This is a genomic window from Vibrio sp. BS-M-Sm-2, assembly GCF_041504345.1.
Classification (GTDB): Bacteria; Pseudomonadota; Gammaproteobacteria; order Enterobacterales; family Vibrionaceae; genus Vibrio; species Vibrio satsumensis.
Genome location: NZ_CP167895.1, coordinates 1,238,123 through 1,257,437, shown reverse-complemented (window position 1 = coordinate 1,257,437; position 19,315 = coordinate 1,238,123). Strand labels below are relative to the sequence as shown.

Annotated in this window: 8 protein-coding genes; 2 read left to right on the top strand and 6 right to left on the bottom strand. The window is 45.9% G+C overall.

The features are described 5' to 3' along the window. Positions 1-46: 46 nt before the first annotated feature. A complete protein-coding gene (locus AB8613_RS21465) occupies positions 47-304 on the top strand; it encodes a hypothetical protein (protein WP_372384991.1) in 258 nt (85 codons plus the stop codon). A 161-nt stretch (positions 305-465) separates the two neighbouring features. On the opposite strand, the gene AB8613_RS21460 is transcribed toward AB8613_RS21465, so the two are convergent. From AB8613_RS21460 to AB8613_RS21435, 6 genes are all read right to left on the bottom strand, one after another. Beyond that, positions 466-951 (bottom strand): hypothetical protein, encoded by a 486-nt coding sequence (locus tag AB8613_RS21460; protein WP_146490774.1) that lies wholly within the window; start codon positions 949-951, stop codon positions 466-468. 133 nt (positions 952-1,084) lie between these two features. After that, positions 1,085-1,639 carry a cupredoxin family protein gene (locus AB8613_RS21455; protein ID WP_146490775.1) on the bottom strand — a complete coding sequence of 185 codons (555 nt, stop codon included), beginning with the start codon at positions 1,637-1,639 and terminating at the stop codon, positions 1,085-1,087. A gap of 106 nt (positions 1,640-1,745) precedes the next feature. Beyond that, entirely contained in the window at positions 1,746-4,889 is a 3,144-nt protein-coding gene (locus AB8613_RS21450) for an efflux RND transporter permease subunit (RefSeq protein ID WP_285953607.1), read from the bottom strand. Next, positions 4,886-6,625 (bottom strand): efflux RND transporter periplasmic adaptor subunit, encoded by a 1,740-nt coding sequence (locus AB8613_RS21445; protein WP_372384990.1) that lies wholly within the window; start codon positions 6,623-6,625, stop codon positions 4,886-4,888. Before AB8613_RS21445 ends, AB8613_RS21450 begins: the two co-directional genes overlap by 4 nt. A gap of 11 nt (positions 6,626-6,636) precedes the next feature. Continuing rightward, on the bottom strand, positions 6,637-8,079 hold the full coding sequence (locus tag AB8613_RS21440) for a TolC family protein (RefSeq protein WP_372385808.1): 1,443 nt from the start codon (positions 8,077-8,079) through the stop codon (positions 6,637-6,639). A 99-nt stretch (positions 8,080-8,178) separates the two neighbouring features. Continuing rightward, the gene (locus AB8613_RS21435; RefSeq protein WP_372384989.1) at positions 8,179-8,730 is read right to left on the bottom strand and encodes a hypothetical protein; all 552 of its coding nucleotides are present in this window, start codon (positions 8,728-8,730) and stop codon (positions 8,179-8,181) included. 386 nt (positions 8,731-9,116) lie between these two features. Between AB8613_RS21435 and AB8613_RS21430 the strand changes: the two genes are divergently transcribed. Continuing rightward, positions 9,117-19,253, top strand: coding sequence for a VCBS domain-containing protein (locus AB8613_RS21430; protein ID WP_372384988.1), 10,137 nt, complete (start codon positions 9,117-9,119; stop codon positions 19,251-19,253). Positions 19,254-19,315: the final 62 nt, after the last annotated feature.

The following is a 19,315-nucleotide window of genomic DNA, read 5'->3' as shown; positions in this document are numbered from 1 at the left end:
GTTATGTTAATGTGCGCCAATTATAAACAACCAAAAAACAATAAAAATGTTTAAAAGCAATCAGTTGATCATAAACATCGAAGCAATTAACACTGCTCTAGCAAAAGTTGAGAATGCCAATAAAATTCAGCTAGATACATTGAAAGGTTATGTGAACAGCGAACCTGAACAGGCTGTACTGGCTTTTCGATCGCTAAATGAAGCTGAATCAATCGACGACAAACTGAAAAAGATCATGTCAGAGTTACCGCACCTGAGCGGCGAAGCACACCACCTGCTTGAAACTTCTATCTTGCTACAGTGATTCTAGCTATAGATAAGCCTCAGCCGATACAAGTTAGTTCATGTATTCCTGGACAGGTTGAGACTTATCTTTAACTGAACATAGCATTTAATCAATGACTTAGCGGTCACACAAAGCTGTACTGATTGGTTGAAATGAATAGGTGATGTAAGGCCCTCGGATTACTCCCAAAAGTTCCACCACTTTTTGCTGTTTTCTTCACGCTGCTGTTGGCCTTTTTCTGACCCTTTTCCTTCTTCTTTACGCTCTTGTTCCGCTTTCTTGTCTTTCTGCTTTTCTAATCCCGACTTTTCTTCGTCGTTATCCATATCATCTTCAAGCTTTTCTTTCTTATCTTTGAGCTTCTCTTTACTCTCTTCGAGAGCTTCTTTCTCGTCTTCCAAATCGTCGAGTTCTTTATCTAGTTTCTGCTTATCTTTTTTGTTCTTACTTTTTTTCGCTTTCTTCTTTTTCTCTTCGATCATTGAATCAAGCTGCTTCTCACGATCATCAATTTCGCCTTCAACTTTTTTAGCCTCAGCGAGCGTTTTTACTTCTTCTAAATCGGGCTTACCTTTACCAGCCCACTCAGGTTTAGCAGCAATGCTGTAATTAGACCAAGCTAATAAAGCACTTGATACAGCAACGACTAGTACTGTTTTGTTCATCCTTAAACTCCTACTTACTTGTTCTAACTAAAATTTTTCTATTTACTTATTAAACTTAATCGTCTAATACGAGAAAAACAAGAAAACGCACCAAACTAATCAATATAAGTCTGGTGCGCTTTATTAATCGATACTACAGCTCAATTTTTTTCAGCATTCCCGCTTCAGCGTGACCAGGAATATTACACGCGAACTCTACGTTATTATCACCATGGAAATGCCACAGCAATTGCTTCGCTTTACCCGGCTTAACTGTAACTGTACTGCCCGAGTCATGAGCGTGATTACCCATGTTTTTCATCATTTCACGGTGCTCTAACTGCTCTGAAGCAGAACCAATCGAGAATTCATGATCAATCTTGCCCGTGTTCATCACAACGAACTGCACCACGTCGTTCGGCTCAATATCAACCTTGTTCTTAAATGTGATTTTCATATCGTCACTTAGCAGAACATGAACCACTTTATCCGGCTTTGCGCCTGTCGCAGGCATACCGACTTCAGACATGCCTTCCATATTCATCATTGAATGGTCCATCTTTCCATCCTTCATCATGCTGTGATCCATTTTTGAATGATCCATCTCTCCACTCTTCATCATCGAGTGATCCATATTTGAGTGGTCCATTTCAGCAAAAGCCGTTGCAGTAGTTAACGTCAGTGCAATCGCAATAAGTGTCTTTTTCATGATCGTTCCTTAGATTAATTCAGTTATTTATTTGTTAATTTCACATGTTCATATGGTGCGCCCTTACCCACTCTGTTTTGGTCAGTAAGGGTTAATAATCAATACGTTATTTGTTTGTCTCATTTTGGCTATGCGTAATCTCACGCTGTTTCCAGAGCTTAAAGATTGCAGGCAACACCAGTAGGGTAAGCAATAGTGCAGACGCCATTCCGCCTATCATCGGCGCTGCAATTCGCTGCATCACTTCAGAGCCCGTTCCCTCGCCATACATAATTGGAATGAGGCCAATGATCACCGTAAGTACTGTCATCATTACTGGGCGAACACGCAGTCCTGCGCCCTCACGAATCGCATCCGTTAAGTCTTCACCCTGAAGTGCTTGTTGGTTCTGCTCCGCATCCATTTTTTTGTAGTGCCATGCTTGGTTTAGGTAGACCAACATGATCACACCTATCTCAACAGCAACCCCGGCAAGGGCGATAAAGCCCACACCCACCGCAATGGAGAAGTTGTAATTGAGGATATGCATCAGCCATAGGCCACCAACCATCGCAAGTGGCAATGTCAGCATGATCATCATCACCTCACCGACGCGGCGGAAACTGAGGTAGAGCAACAACATGATGATGGCGATGGTGATTGGCACTACGACACTCAAACGCTCCTTCGCACGTTCCATGTATTCGTATTGACCAGACCATGCCAATGAATATCCAGCAGGCAAGACGATTTGATCTGTAACGACTTTTTGCGCCTCTGCCACGTAAGAGCCAAGATCGCGACCTTCGATATCAACGAACACCCAACCATTGGGACGAGCGTTCTCCGTCTTAATCATTGGGGGCCCATCTTCATAACGAATATCCGCGACATCAGACAAAGCAATTCGCGCTCCATTTGGTGTCACTAACGGCAGGTTCTGCAACTTAACGACAGAATCACGATAGCTTTGTGGGTAACGGACATTGATTGGATAACGCTCTAGCCCCTCAACGGTTTCACCCACATTCATGCCACCAACCGCAGTCGAGATAACCTGTTGCACTTCTTTAATGCTCAAGCCATATCGCGCAGCCGAGCGACGTTTAATGTCTATCGTCACGTAACGACCGCCCGCAACACGCTCTGCGTAGACAGAAGCCGTTCCACTCACGCTATTGAGGATGGGTTCAAGTTGCGAACCAATATCTTCAATCACGCTAAGCTCTGGGCCAGCGATTTTGATACCGATTGGGGTTTTGATACCGGTCGCTAACATATCGATACGGGTTTTGATTGGCATAACCCACGCATTGGTTAAACCTGGGAACTGAATCAGATCATCAAACTCTTTACGCAGAGACTCTGTAGTGACACCGTCACGCCACTCATCTCGCGGTTTAAGCTGAATCACGGTTTCAATCATGGTTAACGGTGCAGGATCGGTTGCTGTCTCTGCTCGACCAATTTTGCCCCATGTAGTTTCGACTTCTGGAATGGTTTTAATTAGCTTGTTGGTCTGTTGCAACAACTCACGCGCTTTACCAATTGAGATGCCCGGATACGTGGTTGGCATGTACATCAAATCCCCTTCGTCCAAAGGAGGGATGAATTCGCTACCAAGCTTACTGGTTGGGTAATAAGCAGACGCCATTAAGCCAAGTGCGATAACAATCATCACCTTTGGATACTTTAGGCTGAGGTTCAAAAGCGGCTTGTACATCGCCACTAGGCTTCGGTTTACTGGGTTTTTGTGTTCAGGTAGCACGTTGCCGCGAATGAAGTAACCCATTAACACAGGAACAAGCGTGATAGCCAAACCCGCCGCTGCCGCCATCGCATACGTCTTGGTAAACGCAAGTGGCGAGAACATCTTGCCCTCTTGCCCTTCTAGCGCGAATACAGGTACAAAGCTCAAGGTAATGATAATCAGAGAGAAGAACAGCGGTGCGCCAACTTCTTCTGCTGCTTTGCCAATCACTTGCCACCGGTTTTTGTCAGTGAGCGGAGTCCGTTCAATGTGTTTATGAACGTTCTCTATCATCACTATGGCACCATCTACCATGGCGCCAATCGCAATCGCTATTCCGCCAAGAGACATGATGTTGGCGTTAATACCCTGCCAATGCATCACAATGAATGCGCCTAAGATACCAACAGGCAGACTTAGTGCGATAACCAACGACGAGCGGATATGGAACAAGAACAGCGCACACACGATCGCAACCACGATGAACTCTTCAGCCAGCTTCTTCCATAGGTTTTCAACGGCTGAATCAATCAAAGTCGAACGGTCATAAGTCGCGACAATCTCGACACCATCAGGTAAGCCCACTTGCAGTTCAGCGAGTTTGGATTTCACCGAGTCGATCACTTCACTGGCATTTTCACCAAAGCGCATCACGATAACGCCGCCAACCGCTTCACCTTCACCATTCAGCTCAGAGATACCACGGCGCATTTGCGGGCCAAGATTAATGTCAGCAATATCACCCAATAACAGCGGGGTTCCCTTATCGGTCACTTTTAGCGGCAGAGATTGAATGTCTTCGATGCTTGTGAGGTAACCCGTAGTCCGAACCATATGTTCGGCTTCCGCAATCTCAACAACAGACGCACCTGTTTCTTGATTACCATCTTGGATTGCCTTGTTGACTTGCTGAAGCGTTAGGTCGTAAGCACGTAACTTGGCAGGATCAATCTGTACTTGGTACTGCTTCACCATGCCGCCAACGGTCGCCACTTCAGACACGCCTTCTACGGTTTGCAATTCATACTTTAAGAACCAATCTTGCAAACTACGAAGTTCGGCCAAGTCATGCTGACCAGTTTTGTCTTGCAACACGTAGCTGTAAACCCAGCCCACACCGGTTGCATCCGGCCCTAGTGTTGGCTTGGCACTCGATGGCAAGTTAGGTGCAACTTGGCTTAAGTACTCCAACACTCGTGAACGCGCCCAGTACATATCGGTATCGTCATTGAAGATGATATATACATAGGAATCACCAAAGAACGAGTAGCCACGAACCGTTTCAGCTCCTGGCACAGCTAACATGGCGGTGGTCAATGGGTAAGTCACCTGATCCTCGACCACTTGTGGCGCTTGGCCTGGATAACTGGTTTTGATAATCACCTGAACATCTGACAAATCAGGAATAGCATCGACCGGTGTGTTTTTAACGCTGTATAAGCCCCCAAATACGATGGCTACAGTGGCAACCAGCACCAAAAAGCGGTTACTGATGGACCAACGAATAATTGCATTGATCATAATGTGCCCTCACCCTGGCTATTCGTTGGTTCTAGAGATTTGAGCGTGTAGTCAGAACCCTGCTTCGCAACTAGAAACCGAATGGTTTGACCCTCGGCAAACTCCGATAAATCAAGGTCATCACTGGCTTGGAAATTCATTTCACCCGCTTTCCAATTCCACTCAGGGACTGGCTGATGTTTTACAGTGATCATACCAAAATCTGCCATCAACATGGTGATGTCACCCGTTACCCAAACTTCGCCGGCGATCTTGTGTTTGTTGACCTTGTAATCAATAACCTCGTACTGCCCTGACTCTGTCTTTCTCATCTCAAAATCAATCGCCTTACCACGTTGCACGTCACTCATGTCTAAGCCTTCCGCAAAGGTGAAGTTCATCACCATGCCCGGCCAATCCCATTCAGGAACAGGCTGATGGTTAATCGTCACCATGCGACTACCTTGCATAACTTCAGAAATTTCACCGTTTGCCCACACAGTTTCAGCCTCATCCTCAACACCATTGATGCGTGACAGATCAGCAGATTGGCTCGATTCAGAATCCAACATGAAGTGCGCAGAAGTGACAATGTTTTCGCCTTGCTCTAGCCCTTGAAGCACCTCTATTTTTTCGCCAGCTTCACGACCAACTTCAATACGAGCAGAGCGATATTTGCCGGAACCTTCTGACATCACCACTCGAGTCATACCACCGGAGTGAATCACCGAAGATCTTGGAATAGTAAGAACAGATTCATCACTGATGGGTTTCAGTGCAATATTGGCGAACATGTTTGGCTTAAGCTCGCCATTGGGGTTGGAGAACTTTAAACGAACACGCAAGGTCCGAGTTTTTGGGTCAAGGATTGGGTAAACGTAATCAACATTACCCACCCACTCTTTGCCGGGAATGGCATCTAGCGTCATCACCGCATTGCTGCCTGATGAGATCCAGTGTGCTTGACGCTCAAAGACTTCAGCATCAACCCACACTTCATTTAGAGGTCCAGCACTGATTACCGCTTGAGCAGGCGAAAGGTAACCACCCTCTCGAATATTCAAACTGGCTATAACACCATCGGCTGGCGCTTTAATTTCAATGGTTTGCGTGGCTTTACCTTGTCGCGTAATAGCGCGGATTTGCTTCTTATCAACACCCAAGGTAATTAAGCGTTCAGTCGAGCCCTTGATCAAACCTTTACGACCCGTTTTATAAGCACTGATCAACTCTTCTTGTGCTTTAACAAGCTCTGGAGAATAGAGTGTGAAGAGTACGTCGCCTTTATTTACCTTCTCGCCCACTGCGTTGATGTAGAGTTTTTCCACCCAACCAGAAACACGCACGTTGGTTTGCCATAGTGCACTTTCATCGAATGCCACGTAGCCAACAGTTTCAATGCGCGGTGATAGCGCTTCTCTTGTTACTTGTGCGGTTTTCACGCCAAGGTTATTTTCTACCGACGGATCGATAAATACGGTTCCTGCCTTGTCTGCTCCCGCACTTGAGTCATCTGCATACACAGGGATAAGATCCATCCCCATTGGCGATTGACCTGGCTTATCACGCTGATAATTTGGGTCCATCGGAGCTACCCAGTACAGAGGCTCATCCTTGGCCTGTTTACTTACATCTGCGTCTGTACTCGTTGCCATTGCTGACATGTTATGTGCTGACCCAACGACAAAGTGATTCACACTAAAACCTAATGCTCCACCGACCAATAAAGCGATAGTCGCTACTTTTACTGTATTCATTGTCTATTCCCTTATTGATTGGCTGTATGTTTAGTTGCGCTTGAGTTGAGTTGTGGTTGGTTTACTTGGTATTCAAAACCACTGACTAACGCAGCTAACTTGCTGTTAACGATGTTGAGGTCGGTGATCAAACGTTGTTGCTCTAACTTAAGTGCCAGCTCATCGGTCGTTGCTAAAATGACATCGTTAAACTGAGCGGTATTGTTTTGATAGCCCCTCTCAACCGCGCTGATTCGTGCTGCGGTTTGAGGAAGCAAGGACGTTTGATAGCGATCTAACCGCTGGATCAGGTTTGATCTGTCCACCAGCAATGCGTTCACTTGCGCATTCATTTGGGAGAGTAAAGTGTCTTTTTGAGACTTAGCCGCACCAACTTGATACTGAGCAGCCGATAAGTTTTTATCTTGTCGATTCCCCGTAAACAACGGGATGTCGACAGTCAGATAGGCACTCACCAGATCAGAAGCAGGTTCACCCGCCATGTTATTGGCTTGACGGTGTGCATACATCACTTCCACCCCAAACTGCGGGGTATAAGCTTGTTCGGCTAACTCAACCTGAGTTTGATTAGAGGAAATACTGACATCGGAGATCTTAACCAAAGGATGGTCAGTCAATAGCTGGTAGTGCTTGGTCGAATCGATATTGGTCGCTAGTTTACTTTCCAACAACGACCAATCGATTTGGTTAGTTGCATTCAGTACGCCCTGAGAATCCAGAACCTGAGAGCCTAGCCAATCAGAACCCAACCATTCAGAAAGCTGAGAGATTAAGCGACGCTGAACCTGCTGGTTTGCCTGAAGTTTCTCATCAAGCTTGCTCACTTGAAGCTGAGCATTAAGCAGATCTTGCGCTTCACTTTTACCAATTGAGTAATTGGTTTGTACATAGTTTTCAAGCTCAACCAACAAACGACGATTTTGACGAATCACCGACTCAGCCTTTTGCTGATAACCTAACTCAAGCCAAAGCTGCGTCATGCTATTCGCAACCGTCAATTCTCTTGCTTGTACCTGCAAAGCTAGAGCATCTGCCTGTTGGCCTGCCTTTTTCTGTTGAAGGTTAAGCGTATCGCCACGCTCAAACTGCTGCATCAACCCTACCGATATATTAGTCATCGGGTCTTCGTCGAATTGAAAGCTATCGACAGGCAAACCGCCAAATCCAACTTTTAATTTCGGGTCCATTAAGGTCGAGCTGGCAATGCCAGTTTCTCGCATCGCTTGAGACTGAGCAAAGTACTGTTTGCGATTTCCATCTTCGCTTAAAGCAATCTCAATCAGTGTATTGAGTTGCTGCGTCGAGCTTGCTTGGTCATGTGCTGAAATGTGTTGAGCATTTGAAGCTGACGCCGTGGTAGCCGCGAGCGTATCACTTGAAAACAAGGCCATAGGCAAGGCAGCAGCAACCACTAAGCTCGTGTTCATGACAAACACAGAGGTTGTTGGTTTCATATTCACAATGAATGTCCATATCTAGCGCTAATTAGCGCATAAAAAAGAATGACTTATCAGATTTATCTAACTGATAGAGCTGTATTTTTAGATATAGATTTATGCGGAAGGTGGGCGTAGCAAAGACTGTGCACGAGTCACTTTTTGACCGATAGTCACAGAGTGATGAGGTGCGAATGAGGAGGAAATTTGGTAGTTGGCTTGGAGCGCCTGAATTGTATGTGATGCTGTAGAACAAACAGAATAGCAACAGATATGAGCAGAATCCGAACCACCACAACAATTGTTGCCCATCACATGTTCACCGTGAGCATCCATTGACTCTTGATGCGAGGCCATCTTTTCATGAGCAGACAGCTCAACATAAATGGTGTGTTCATCATGAACAGGCTGGTCGCCATTCGGCGTGCTTGCATGAACATGATCGTTCATGTCTGAATCGCTAACGGTCACATGGCAACCAGCAGCAAATTGATAGACGGCATCAAGATCGCTCGGCGAATCGCTGTGCTGGCAGATAGATTTATTCGACATCATCTGCGTTGCCATGATATTTGCCATCATGGCCGATGAGCTTGAGGCATAGCTAGACATCAACATCGCAATGATGCTGAAAACAGTAATCCAAGTTGTTCGGAGTGTGTTTATCATAGCTAACCTTTAAATTTATAAGGCAAGTATAAAGGTTCCCCTTAGGGTAAGGTCAATGCCATTGTGATTGAAATTTGCCTAACCATTGAAAAAGCATTCATCCTTTTTTTCATCAAAATGAGATAATTCTTCGACTTTATAATTTTTCCTTTAAAAATTATCTAATTAGCTAGCGAAACCTCTATCTGTGTATTTTACTTAAAATAGTGCAACCAAGATTCACGGATGAGAAAAATGGCTAACAAAAAAAACGTCGAAACGAAGAAAAAAATACCGAACTTAAAGATAAGAATAGTCATGAGCTAAAGCAAAAGAAACCAACACAAAAAAAGAAACTCAGACTGCATTCACATCTAAAAGTGAATATCCCACTTTTTCAGTCACTCATGATGATTTTGCCATCATTGGCTAAACACGCTGCTGCCGAAAGTATAGACAATTCCAGCGACTCTGCAGATCAAGTAACCGTAAATAACGTGAGCGAAAAAGATGTCACAGATGACCATAGCAAGGCGGGCTCATCAGCGGTTGTTCATCAAGAAGCTCAGACGAGTGACAGCGACGTAAACTCAACCTTAAGTGCAAGTCACGCCTCCCATGGTTCGAGCGCTCACTTGGTTCCTTCTCATCATTTATCGACGCTTTCTCACCCACAAGTCCATTACATTCCTTCGGTATCGATGCCAACTATCTCCTCAGGAAGTAACAGTCAGCCGACTCATTCGAATGCGCCTACGACGCCCGCTTTACCCGTCACCTTCATGCCAGAAGTCATAAAAGGTACGTACGGAGAGCTTCATGTTGATGTAAATGGTCAATACACATTCGTATTGAATCCAAATTCTCCTCAATACATCCTGTTAAATCAGCACCAACCAGGTACTGACCATTTTGCGTTACACCTATCTAATGGCTCGAGCATCATTGTCCAGATACCGGTAACAGGTAAGCAAGACACGCCAAGTATTTCTGGAGACTTAACAGGTGTCGTAACAGAAGATCACAATATTGATTCACAAGGCTTGTTACATGCGAACGGTAAAATTGATGTCATAGACCCTGACCAAAATGAAAGTTCGGTTACGCCAGAAGTTATCTCAGGTAAATATGGTTCATTAACCATCGACGCAGATGGGCATTGGCAGTATCAAGTTGATAACTCTCTTTCGAATGTTCAAGCGTTAACCGCAGCCACTTCATTGCACGAAAGCTTCACTATTCACACCAAAGATGGTACGCCTCAAACCATCGATATGACAATTGGTGGCAACAATGACAATGCGGTTATTACTGGGGTAGACGCGGGCTCGGTCATAGAAGATCTAACGACACAAGTTCAAGGCCAACTTTCGGTAACAGACCCAGACCTTGGAGAAGACCATTTTCAAGCCTCACAAGTTGCTGGCAATTTCGGTACATTAATTATCACGAAAGATGGAGCGTGGACCTACGATCTAGACAACTATAGCCCCTACGTGCAAAGGCTTGCCCAAGGCTCGACTGCAACAGACATTATCACGGTTCATTCCGCCGACGGAACCGCACATCAAGTCACTATTACTATTAATGGTACCAATGATTCAGCTGTGATCACTAATAGCACAGGAGGTTCACCAAATTCATTTTTCGTTGTTGGAAAAAGTCCCCACTTAGATCAAGTTATTGAAGATCATAAGCTCACGGTTTCAGGGAAATTAAGCATAAGTGACATCGACGCAAAAGAAGCACATTTCTCCAATACCGATGTTACAGGTACTTTAGGCACGCTCCACCTTAAAGACAATGGGGCATGGGCTTACGATCTGGATAACACGAATCCAGCCGTGCAAGCCTTGGGCAAAGGCGCTACTACCACCGATACGATTACCGTTCATTCGGCTGATGGTACACCCCATCAAGTGACGATCATAGTAAACGGCACCAACGACAAAGCCGTGATTGGTGGTACCAACTCCGGTGTAGTAACGGAAGAATCTCAACTGCAAACATCCGGCACATTGACGATTAGTGACGTTGATACTGGTGAAGCGCACTTCTCCAATACCGATGCTGTAGGTGCTTTAGGTACGCTCCACCTCAAAGGCAATGGAGCTTGGACTTACGACCTCGATAACACCAATCCAAAAGTGCAAGCCTTGGGCAAAGGCGCTACTACCACCGATACGATTACCATTCATTCGGCTGACGGCACGCCACATCAAGTTACCGTCACGGTTAACGGTACCAATGACCGCCCTACTATCTCAGGAACCTCTAGTGGCGCGGTCATCGAACAGGGCTTAAACACTGCTGGAACGCCAGATGCGACAGGCTCTCTAACAGCAACCGATTTAGATAAATCTGACACCATTACGTGGGCAATCAATCAACCTCAAGGCCAATGGGGAACGCTATCGATTGACCAGAATGGCCATTGGCACTATCAGCTAGACAATTCAACCAGCGGTGCCGCGGATAAGCTCGCGGCCGGTGAACATCAATCGGAATCATTCTGGATCACCGCTACCGATTCAGCTGGAGCGACAGTCCCTCATAAAATTGTTATCGATGTACAAGGTAGCAACGACAAACCAATTGTCAGTGCATGGACTCAGCTTCCTGCGGGAAAAGAAGATCAACCCGTAACCATCAAGGCTTCTGACTTACTAACGCATGCAAGCGATGTTGATAGTAGCGATGTATTGCACGTGACGAATCTGCAAGCCACACACGGTAGCTTGACTGATAACAAAGATGGCACTTATACCTTCACGCCAGACAAAGATTTTAACGGTGAGATTCGACTCACCTATGATGTGGTTGACGGCCATGGTGGTAGCGTAAGCACTCAAGCTAAGTTTGATCTTACCGCAACTCCAGATAACGCGATTATTACCGACGCACAAACCAATGCAGACTTACGGGGAGTGACTGAAGATCGCGGTTATATAGATACTCAATACCAATTACATTACGACGGCAGATTAAACATCCAAGACCCTGATGCGGGAGAGGCTCAATTTGATCCAAATATTGGTCCGCAAACCTATCAAGGTATTGGCTACGACACCAAACTGGGTGGGCACATACTGCTCATGCGCGACGGTCACTATACCTATACGCTCGACAACCGCAATATACAGAACTTAGCACAAGGTGAAGTTAAACACGATTCAGTCGTTATACGCTCGGCAGATGGTACAACGCATACGATAGAGCTAACGGTTCATGGTACCAACGATGTTCCTAACATCAATGCACAGTCAAACTCAGTGACTGAAGGTGGAAGCGTTCTAAATGGACAAATGGTTGGCCAAGATATAGATACAGGTGCGACCTTGACTTACAGCGCACCGCAGATTGATGGTTTGGTGGTTAATCCGGACGGCAGTTATAGCTTCAACCCTGTTCACTCTAGCTACCAATCGTTAGCATCAGGTATCACGAAGACGTTGACTGTCCCCGTAACAGTCACAGACGAACATAATGCGAGCAGCACTCAAAACCTCTCGATTACGATTACAGGAGTTAATAACTCTGCCGTTATTAGCGGTGTCGACACGGGTGATGTTCACGAAGGACATACCTATACCGCGCCAGACGGTACAATGTCTGGCGGTTACGTCGATGATCGTTCGCCAGATCATATGCATGGAAGCATCGGTAAAATATGGAACGATGAAATACACACTGATGGTCACCTGAACATTATTGATCCAGACTCCGGTGAAAGCCACGCTCAAACAGGCACCTACCAAGGTACACACGGACATGTGATACTTCAGAGTAACGGAGATTGGAGCTACTACGCCTCCATCGGCCAAGACGCAACAGGTAGAAAAATTGATCACCTCGGTCAAGGTGAATCAATAACGGATACTGTTACCGTCAAATCGGCTGATGGCACCACTCACGATATTCATATCACCATTCATGGCGACAATGACCGCCCTTACTGCTCTTCAGAGGTTCAGCTCAACAGCGGAAAAGAGGACCTCGCACAAACCATCACGACAACCGAGTTGCTAGCAAATACTGTTGATGTGGATACTAATGACATAGGCAAACTGACGATTGCGAACCTTCATGCCGATCATGGTTCTATTCAAGATAACACAGACGGTACCTACACCTTCACGCCAACTAAAGACTATAACGGCCCAGTTCATTTCACTTACGACGTGAAAGACGCGCATGGAGGTACCACCCACACTGGCGCAAATACCACTCTCGTAGCGACCCCAGACAAAGCCATTATCTCTGAAGTGACTACTGGAAGGGTTATTGAGGATGGGCCACATGCAACGCATAGCAACGGCACCACGACTGAATTAGCTAACGGCCAACTTCAAGTCATCGACCCAGACAGCGGGGAAGATAAGTTCCAATACAGCCAATTTGGTGAATCAGCAGTTCACGATCCATTTGGTGGCATGCTTCGGATTGATAGTGCGGGTAATTGGGGATATAGCGTCGACAACGCGGCTCTTCAACACCTAGCGCAAGGGCAAGTTGAAACGGTTACCTATCGAGTACACAGCTTCGATGGTACTGCCTACGACTTAAATATTGATATCGTCGGAACCAACGACGCACCGACAGTTACCAAGGTAGTTCTAAGCAACGGCACGGAAGATATAAACTATCAAATGCAGGCGAGTCAGTTCGGATTCACCGATGTCGATACAGGCGATACGCTTCACTCTATAGCGATCACTGATCTACCACCAGCGGCTCAAGGTAAGTTTGTGCTCGATGGGCACGATGTTACAACGGGAAAACAGATCCCTGCAGCTAACATCAGTAGACTTCAGTTCGTTCCTTCGCAAGATTTTAATGGCGATGTTCAGTTTAAATATACTGTTAATGATGGGCATACCGACTCTGCAGAGGCTACCAACACACTTCATATTGATGCGGTTGGAGATAAAGCCGTTATAGCAGGTGTTGATACTGGCGATGTTTATGAAAACAGAAACCCTGATATGTCACCAGACTTTGCCCAGCCAGGTATGGCGCATTTAACTAATAGTATGATTCATGTTGAGGGACAACTAACAATCATCGATCCAGATACCGGCGAGAATAGTTTTGATTCTAAAGGTGTTGGTTATACCTATCATGGAAAATATGGCCATTTGATTCTTAATACAGATGGTAAATGGTTTTATGGTGTTGCGACCGGCACTGCTGATGTAAATGGTGGATTAACAAAAAAAGTAGGATCGACGATTGATCAACTTGGTGCAAATGAGACTCTCACTGATACAATAACGATACAAAGTAAAGACGGTACTACTCATGATATTGTTATCACCATTCATGGCGACAACGACCGTCCATACTGCTCTTCAGAAGTGCAGCTCAACAGCGGTAAAGAAGACCTCGCGCAAACCATCACGGCCACCGAACTCTTAGCAAACACTATAGACGTGGATAGCAACGACCTAGGCAAACTCACCGTTGCGAATCTGTTAGTCGATCACGGCTCTGTAGTCGATAACAAAGACGGCACCTACACTTTTACTCCAACCAAAGACTATAACGGCCAAGTTCATTTTAGCTATGACGTCACAGATGCGCATGGTGGTGTTACGCATACCGGAGCGAGTACGACACTTGCGGCAGTCGATGACAAAACCATCATTTCTGGTGTTGATCATGGTGTTGCAACTGAAGATATCGCCACTCATACGTCTACGAATGCCAATATTATGGATGCTGTAGATTGGCAAGCGCTACAAGTTACTGATGTAGACAGCCCTAATACTCAAGTCACTGTCGAATTTGCAGGCAAACAATACACATGGAATATAGGCAGTAACCTAGATGTAACGACTCCTTATGGCAAATTCCAGTTCCACACTATCGCAAGTGGATCTCACAAAGGTGAGCATTCTTGGAGTTATATTGGCGACAATAATAATGTTCACGTTCAAGAATTAAAGCATGGTGAATCATTAACCGAATCTATAAAGCTAATAGCAACCGACGGTACTGAATTTCCTATTACGGTTAAGGTTAACGGCACAGAGGATGGGGTCGTAATCGATTCTAAGTCAGAACTTGGCCATGTCGTAGAAAATGCCCAAACAGGTGCTTCAGTTTCCGGCAGCGTAATAGCTCACGATGTTGACCTTCACGATACGGTGAGTTGGACACAAACACCAACAACAGGCATTAGTGGACAATATGGCACGTTCCATCTAAGTACAGATGGACAATGGCATTACGACGTTGACCAGAACAAAGCGAAAAAACTAGGAGACGGTGACGAGTATTGGGAACACTTTACGGTTGAGGCTGTGTCTACTGATGGTAGCCATGTTTCGAAAAGTGTATCCGTTGTTGTGCATGGCAATAATGATGCACCAACAGTCAGTGGAGAAGTCATTTTACCTTCAGGCAAGGAAGATACTTCAATACATATTACGCAAGCTGAATTAATCGCCAATGCTACCAATATTGATACTAACGATAGAGGTTGGTTACACGTTCAAAACTTAACTGCAGACCACGGTAGCTTAGTATCAAATTCAGATGGTAGTTTTACCTTTAACCCCGACCCTAATTACAACGGAACAGTCCACTTTACTTACGATGTTGCCGATAGACACGGTGGCATAGCTCATACAGGAGCAAACACGTCTCTTGCAGCTGTTAATGATGTCGCAACATTTACTGGTGACTCAGGCAGCGTAGATGAAGACACAAGCCTTCACCACAACCTACATATTGCTGGTGCCACAACTATTCAAGACGCTCTTACTTGCAACGGGCATCTGATTGTTTCTGACGCAGATGGCCAAGGTGAAGCCGCATTGGATTTGAATGGTCAACATCACTTAACCCAAAGTGGCACCTATGGCCAGTTTGTGATCAACAGCAGTGGCACATGGCTCTATGCCGCAGATAATAACAATGTTGCTATTCAAGACTTAGATAATGGGCAAACACTGACTGACCATATTGAAGTGACCTCAAAAGATGGAACCAAACATTCAATAACAGTAACCATAAATGGCACGACCGACGACCCTGTCCTTCACAGCCTCAGTGATTCTGGTGTTCAACATAGTGGTCCAATCGAAGGGAATCTACTTACTGGCTCTGGGACGGATCAAGGGTTGAGTGGTGCAGCAACAGACACCGATTCCAACGCGCATTTAGTATTGCAAGATATTCAAATAAAAGACCCCGTGTCAGGTTATGTCGCGGTAAGGCCGGGGCAACCACATACTATGACCGGGATCGGTACACTCGCGATCGAAGCAAATGGTCATTATACCTTCACACCGGAAGCCGGTTTTACAGGTAAAGTGCCAAGTATGATTTATCGTGTCGGCGATGATGGTGGTAACCCAATAGGAGATTCTTCTCAAAATTCTTTCTCTATTGAAGTCACCCCTCCTCTACAACATGCGCCAACGGTCACAGGACAAACCGTTTCTACAAATGAAGACATCACCAGAACCATTACGACCAGTGAATTTGGTTACAGTGATCAGGATGGCGACGTATTGCAGTTCGTGACCATTACTAGCATACCGAGTCATGGATTATTACTTCTAAACGGTAACGCCGTAACCACCAACCAGCAAATCAACAAGGCTGACTTAGACGCTGGCCATTTAACCTTCACGCCGATCAATAATGAAAACGGCGCCAACTATGCGCAATTTAGCTTCACTGCGAATGATGGCCATCAAAATTCGGCAAGTGCAACGATGATAGTGGACGTCAATGCAGTGAATGACGCACCTATCGTTGGATCGAGTTTCATTAGTTCACTAGAAGACAAACCGCATGCGTTCACTACCGCCGACTTTAAATATTCAGATATTGATGGGGATGCTTTAAACCATATCACGATTACCAATGTCGCCCATGGTGTGTTAACGCTGAATGGCACCACGGTGAATGTTGGCGATGACGTCAGTGCATCCGACGTTTCATCACTCATCTTCACCCCAACTCACAACTACTTTAGTTCTGGTGTCAGCGGGTTGGGTGCGGTGCAATTTACCGCAAACGATGGTCATGTTGATTCAAAAGAAGGGGCAATACTCATTAATATAGCGAGTGTCGCTGACCCTGCAACATTCAGTGGAGACTCCACAGGAGTGGCCAAAGAAGACATAACACTTCAAGCGTCAGGTACGTTGACGGCGAGTGATCCTGATGGAACAGCAGGGTTTACCGCGGTACAGGGTGGAGCTGGAATAGCCGGAAGTAAAGGCTATGGGCACGCTCATATCGATGTAAATGGTCACTGGACTTACGACCTTGACAACAACCATCCTATAGTTCAACAGCTTGGCGAAGGTCAGACAGACACTGAAACCATCACGGTTCAATCTGCAGATGGTACACACCATGATATCGTGGTTACCATTACCGGCACCAACGACGCACCGATTCTCGGTGTTAACCAAACATCATCAACGACTGGCACATTGACAGAGGCAGATGTTGACGTTAAAGATACTCATACATTCTCTGTTGTTGGCCCAACGGGTCAATTCGGTTCATTGTCGGTCGACCCAAATACTGGTGACTACGTCTACACACCCAATACGTCTATCACAGGAATGAGTTATAACTCTGCCACCAACACCTATCATGGTGTCGATGTATTCGAAGTAAAAGTCAGTGACGGCCATACTGAGGATTCGAAATTCATCACCTTTGATGCCTCGGGACATGTCACCATGTCACCAACGGGTGGCCTAGTCATATCAACCACAGTGCCTCAACCACCTACGGTTACAACGACACTACCAACCTTGCTAATGGTCACCAACGTAGCGTCAACGAACTCGGTGACATTGGATTTAGCATCGACGAGTGACTCGGGGTCATCAAACACCGACAACCTGACCAATGACACTACCCCAACGATTACTGGGCACACTGATATCCCATTCTCGAAAGTCACGATTTACGATGGTTCAACACCCGTTGGACACACGGTATCTGATGCCTCTGGCCAATATAGTGTTGCGATAAGCAGCTTATCGGACGGCGATCATAATCTATCCGCCAAATCCCTGGCTCCTTCATCAATGCTACCAGCTACGTCTTCGCTTCTTTCTGTCCATATAGACACACAAGTGCACATCGGTATTCAGACAGACTCGATTACCGCCGACAATGTGATTAATGCTCAAGAATCCAACAGCTCCATTGACATCACCGGATCCGTTTCTGGAGATTATAATGCAGGCGACATTGTGACTTTAGATGTAAATGGGACACAGCATACTGGCGTGGTCGATGCAAAAGGACACTATTCAATTGCCGTACCTGGCAGTGAACTCATTGCCGATGCTGACCAAAAAATAGAGGCATCAATAGCGGTAACAGATACCGCAGGTAATAGCGCTCATGCCACTGCAGATGTTACTTACCAAGTCGATACACAGGTTAGCGTGCCTACGATTACTTTTGAAAACGCAGGGGCAGACAACTTATACAGCAAAGCTGAAATTGCCCGAGGCCATGCAAATACGATCACAGCAACCGTTACGCCTCCCGGTGATGCCAAAATCGGTGAGCATCTTGTCGTCAACGGGCAAGACCATGTATTAGATGCTCACAGTCTTCAACATGGAATACAAATTGAAGTTCATCCGGGTTCTAATATACAAGCAACAATGACTGACGAACACGGTAACACCGCAGGTAGCCAAGGTTTTGCTGCAAGCGCTATACCTGAACCTATCATTGTCAGACCACCATCGGGAAGCCACCAAGTATCTGGCACGCTTGGGGTTCCACCACTATTACCATCGTTAACTCCGGTACCAACAGCACAAAGCGGTTGGCGAATCCATTTACCTAACGGACAGTACGTCACTAGTCATCATGGCCAATACGGGACATTAACTATTGACCCTCAGACTGGTCATTTACATTATCAAGAGCAAGCCCAAGTTCACACGGGCCCTCATGGCAGCGCTTCGGGAGTCGGCCAGCATGAAGATAAATTTGAAGTAGCATTGCAAGGGACAAATCAAGATGAAGTTGTCGCCCATGTGAATATCCAGATACTCAGTCATGGGCCAGGACATAGTGGAAAGCTGACAGTTGGAACTGAAGTGGTTGATATGACAATAACCCCTATCGCCCATTCCTCCCACCCAGCTCCACCGCCACCTCCTCCGGTGTTACATGACAAGCCTGACATGGCTTCGCAAGCAGACTTTACCGTTACGCAAAGCGATGACAGTTATCTAGATTTTACCCAGCACGCTCACCAAGAGCCAGACCAGAAAACTGACCACCATGGTGCAGCAGCTTATCTGGATGCATTGGGCATTAAACCCGATGCGACATCAACAACGGTTCACGACCAACCTGCGGACATGGATATCGTCCTTGCACAAGTCGACCAGCAAGACACTCTTGATCATGACCAAGCGCATTTGGATATGTCAGACGCGCTTGAACACCATGATGCGAACGTCAACCACCACCAAGATGATGAGCATCACCATCACAACGACGTAGACGGGCTACCGGACATAGACCCTAATCCATAACATCAATATCAAGTAAGTAAGATGGGGAGTGTTGTCTGCTCCCGTAATCTCTTCTAAAGAAC

Bases quoted from the DNA above. Each gene is read 5' to 3' on its own strand.
- AB8613_RS21465 (WP_372384991.1), top strand. From the start codon at position 47: ATGTTTAAAAGCAATCAGTTGATCATAAACATCGAAGCAATTAACACT.
- AB8613_RS21460 (WP_146490774.1), bottom strand. From the start codon at position 951: ATGAACAAAACAGTACTAGTCGTTGCTGTATCAAGTGCTTTATTAGCT.
- AB8613_RS21455 (WP_146490775.1), bottom strand. From the start codon at position 1,639: ATGAAAAAGACACTTATTGCGATTGCACTGACGTTAACTACTGCAACG.
- AB8613_RS21450 (WP_285953607.1), bottom strand. From the start codon at position 4,889: ATGATCAATGCAATTATTCGTTGGTCCATCAGTAACCGCTTTTTGGTG.
- AB8613_RS21445 (WP_372384990.1), bottom strand. From the start codon at position 6,625: ATGAATACAGTAAAAGTAGCGACTATCGCTTTATTGGTCGGTGGAGCA.
- AB8613_RS21440 (WP_372385808.1), bottom strand. From the start codon at position 8,079: ATGAAACCAACAACCTCTGTGTTTGTCATGAACACGAGCTTAGTGGTT.
- AB8613_RS21435 (WP_372384989.1), bottom strand. From the start codon at position 8,730: ATGATAAACACACTCCGAACAACTTGGATTACTGTTTTCAGCATCATT.
- AB8613_RS21430 (WP_372384988.1), top strand. From the start codon at position 9,117: ATGATGATTTTGCCATCATTGGCTAAACACGCTGCTGCCGAAAGTATA.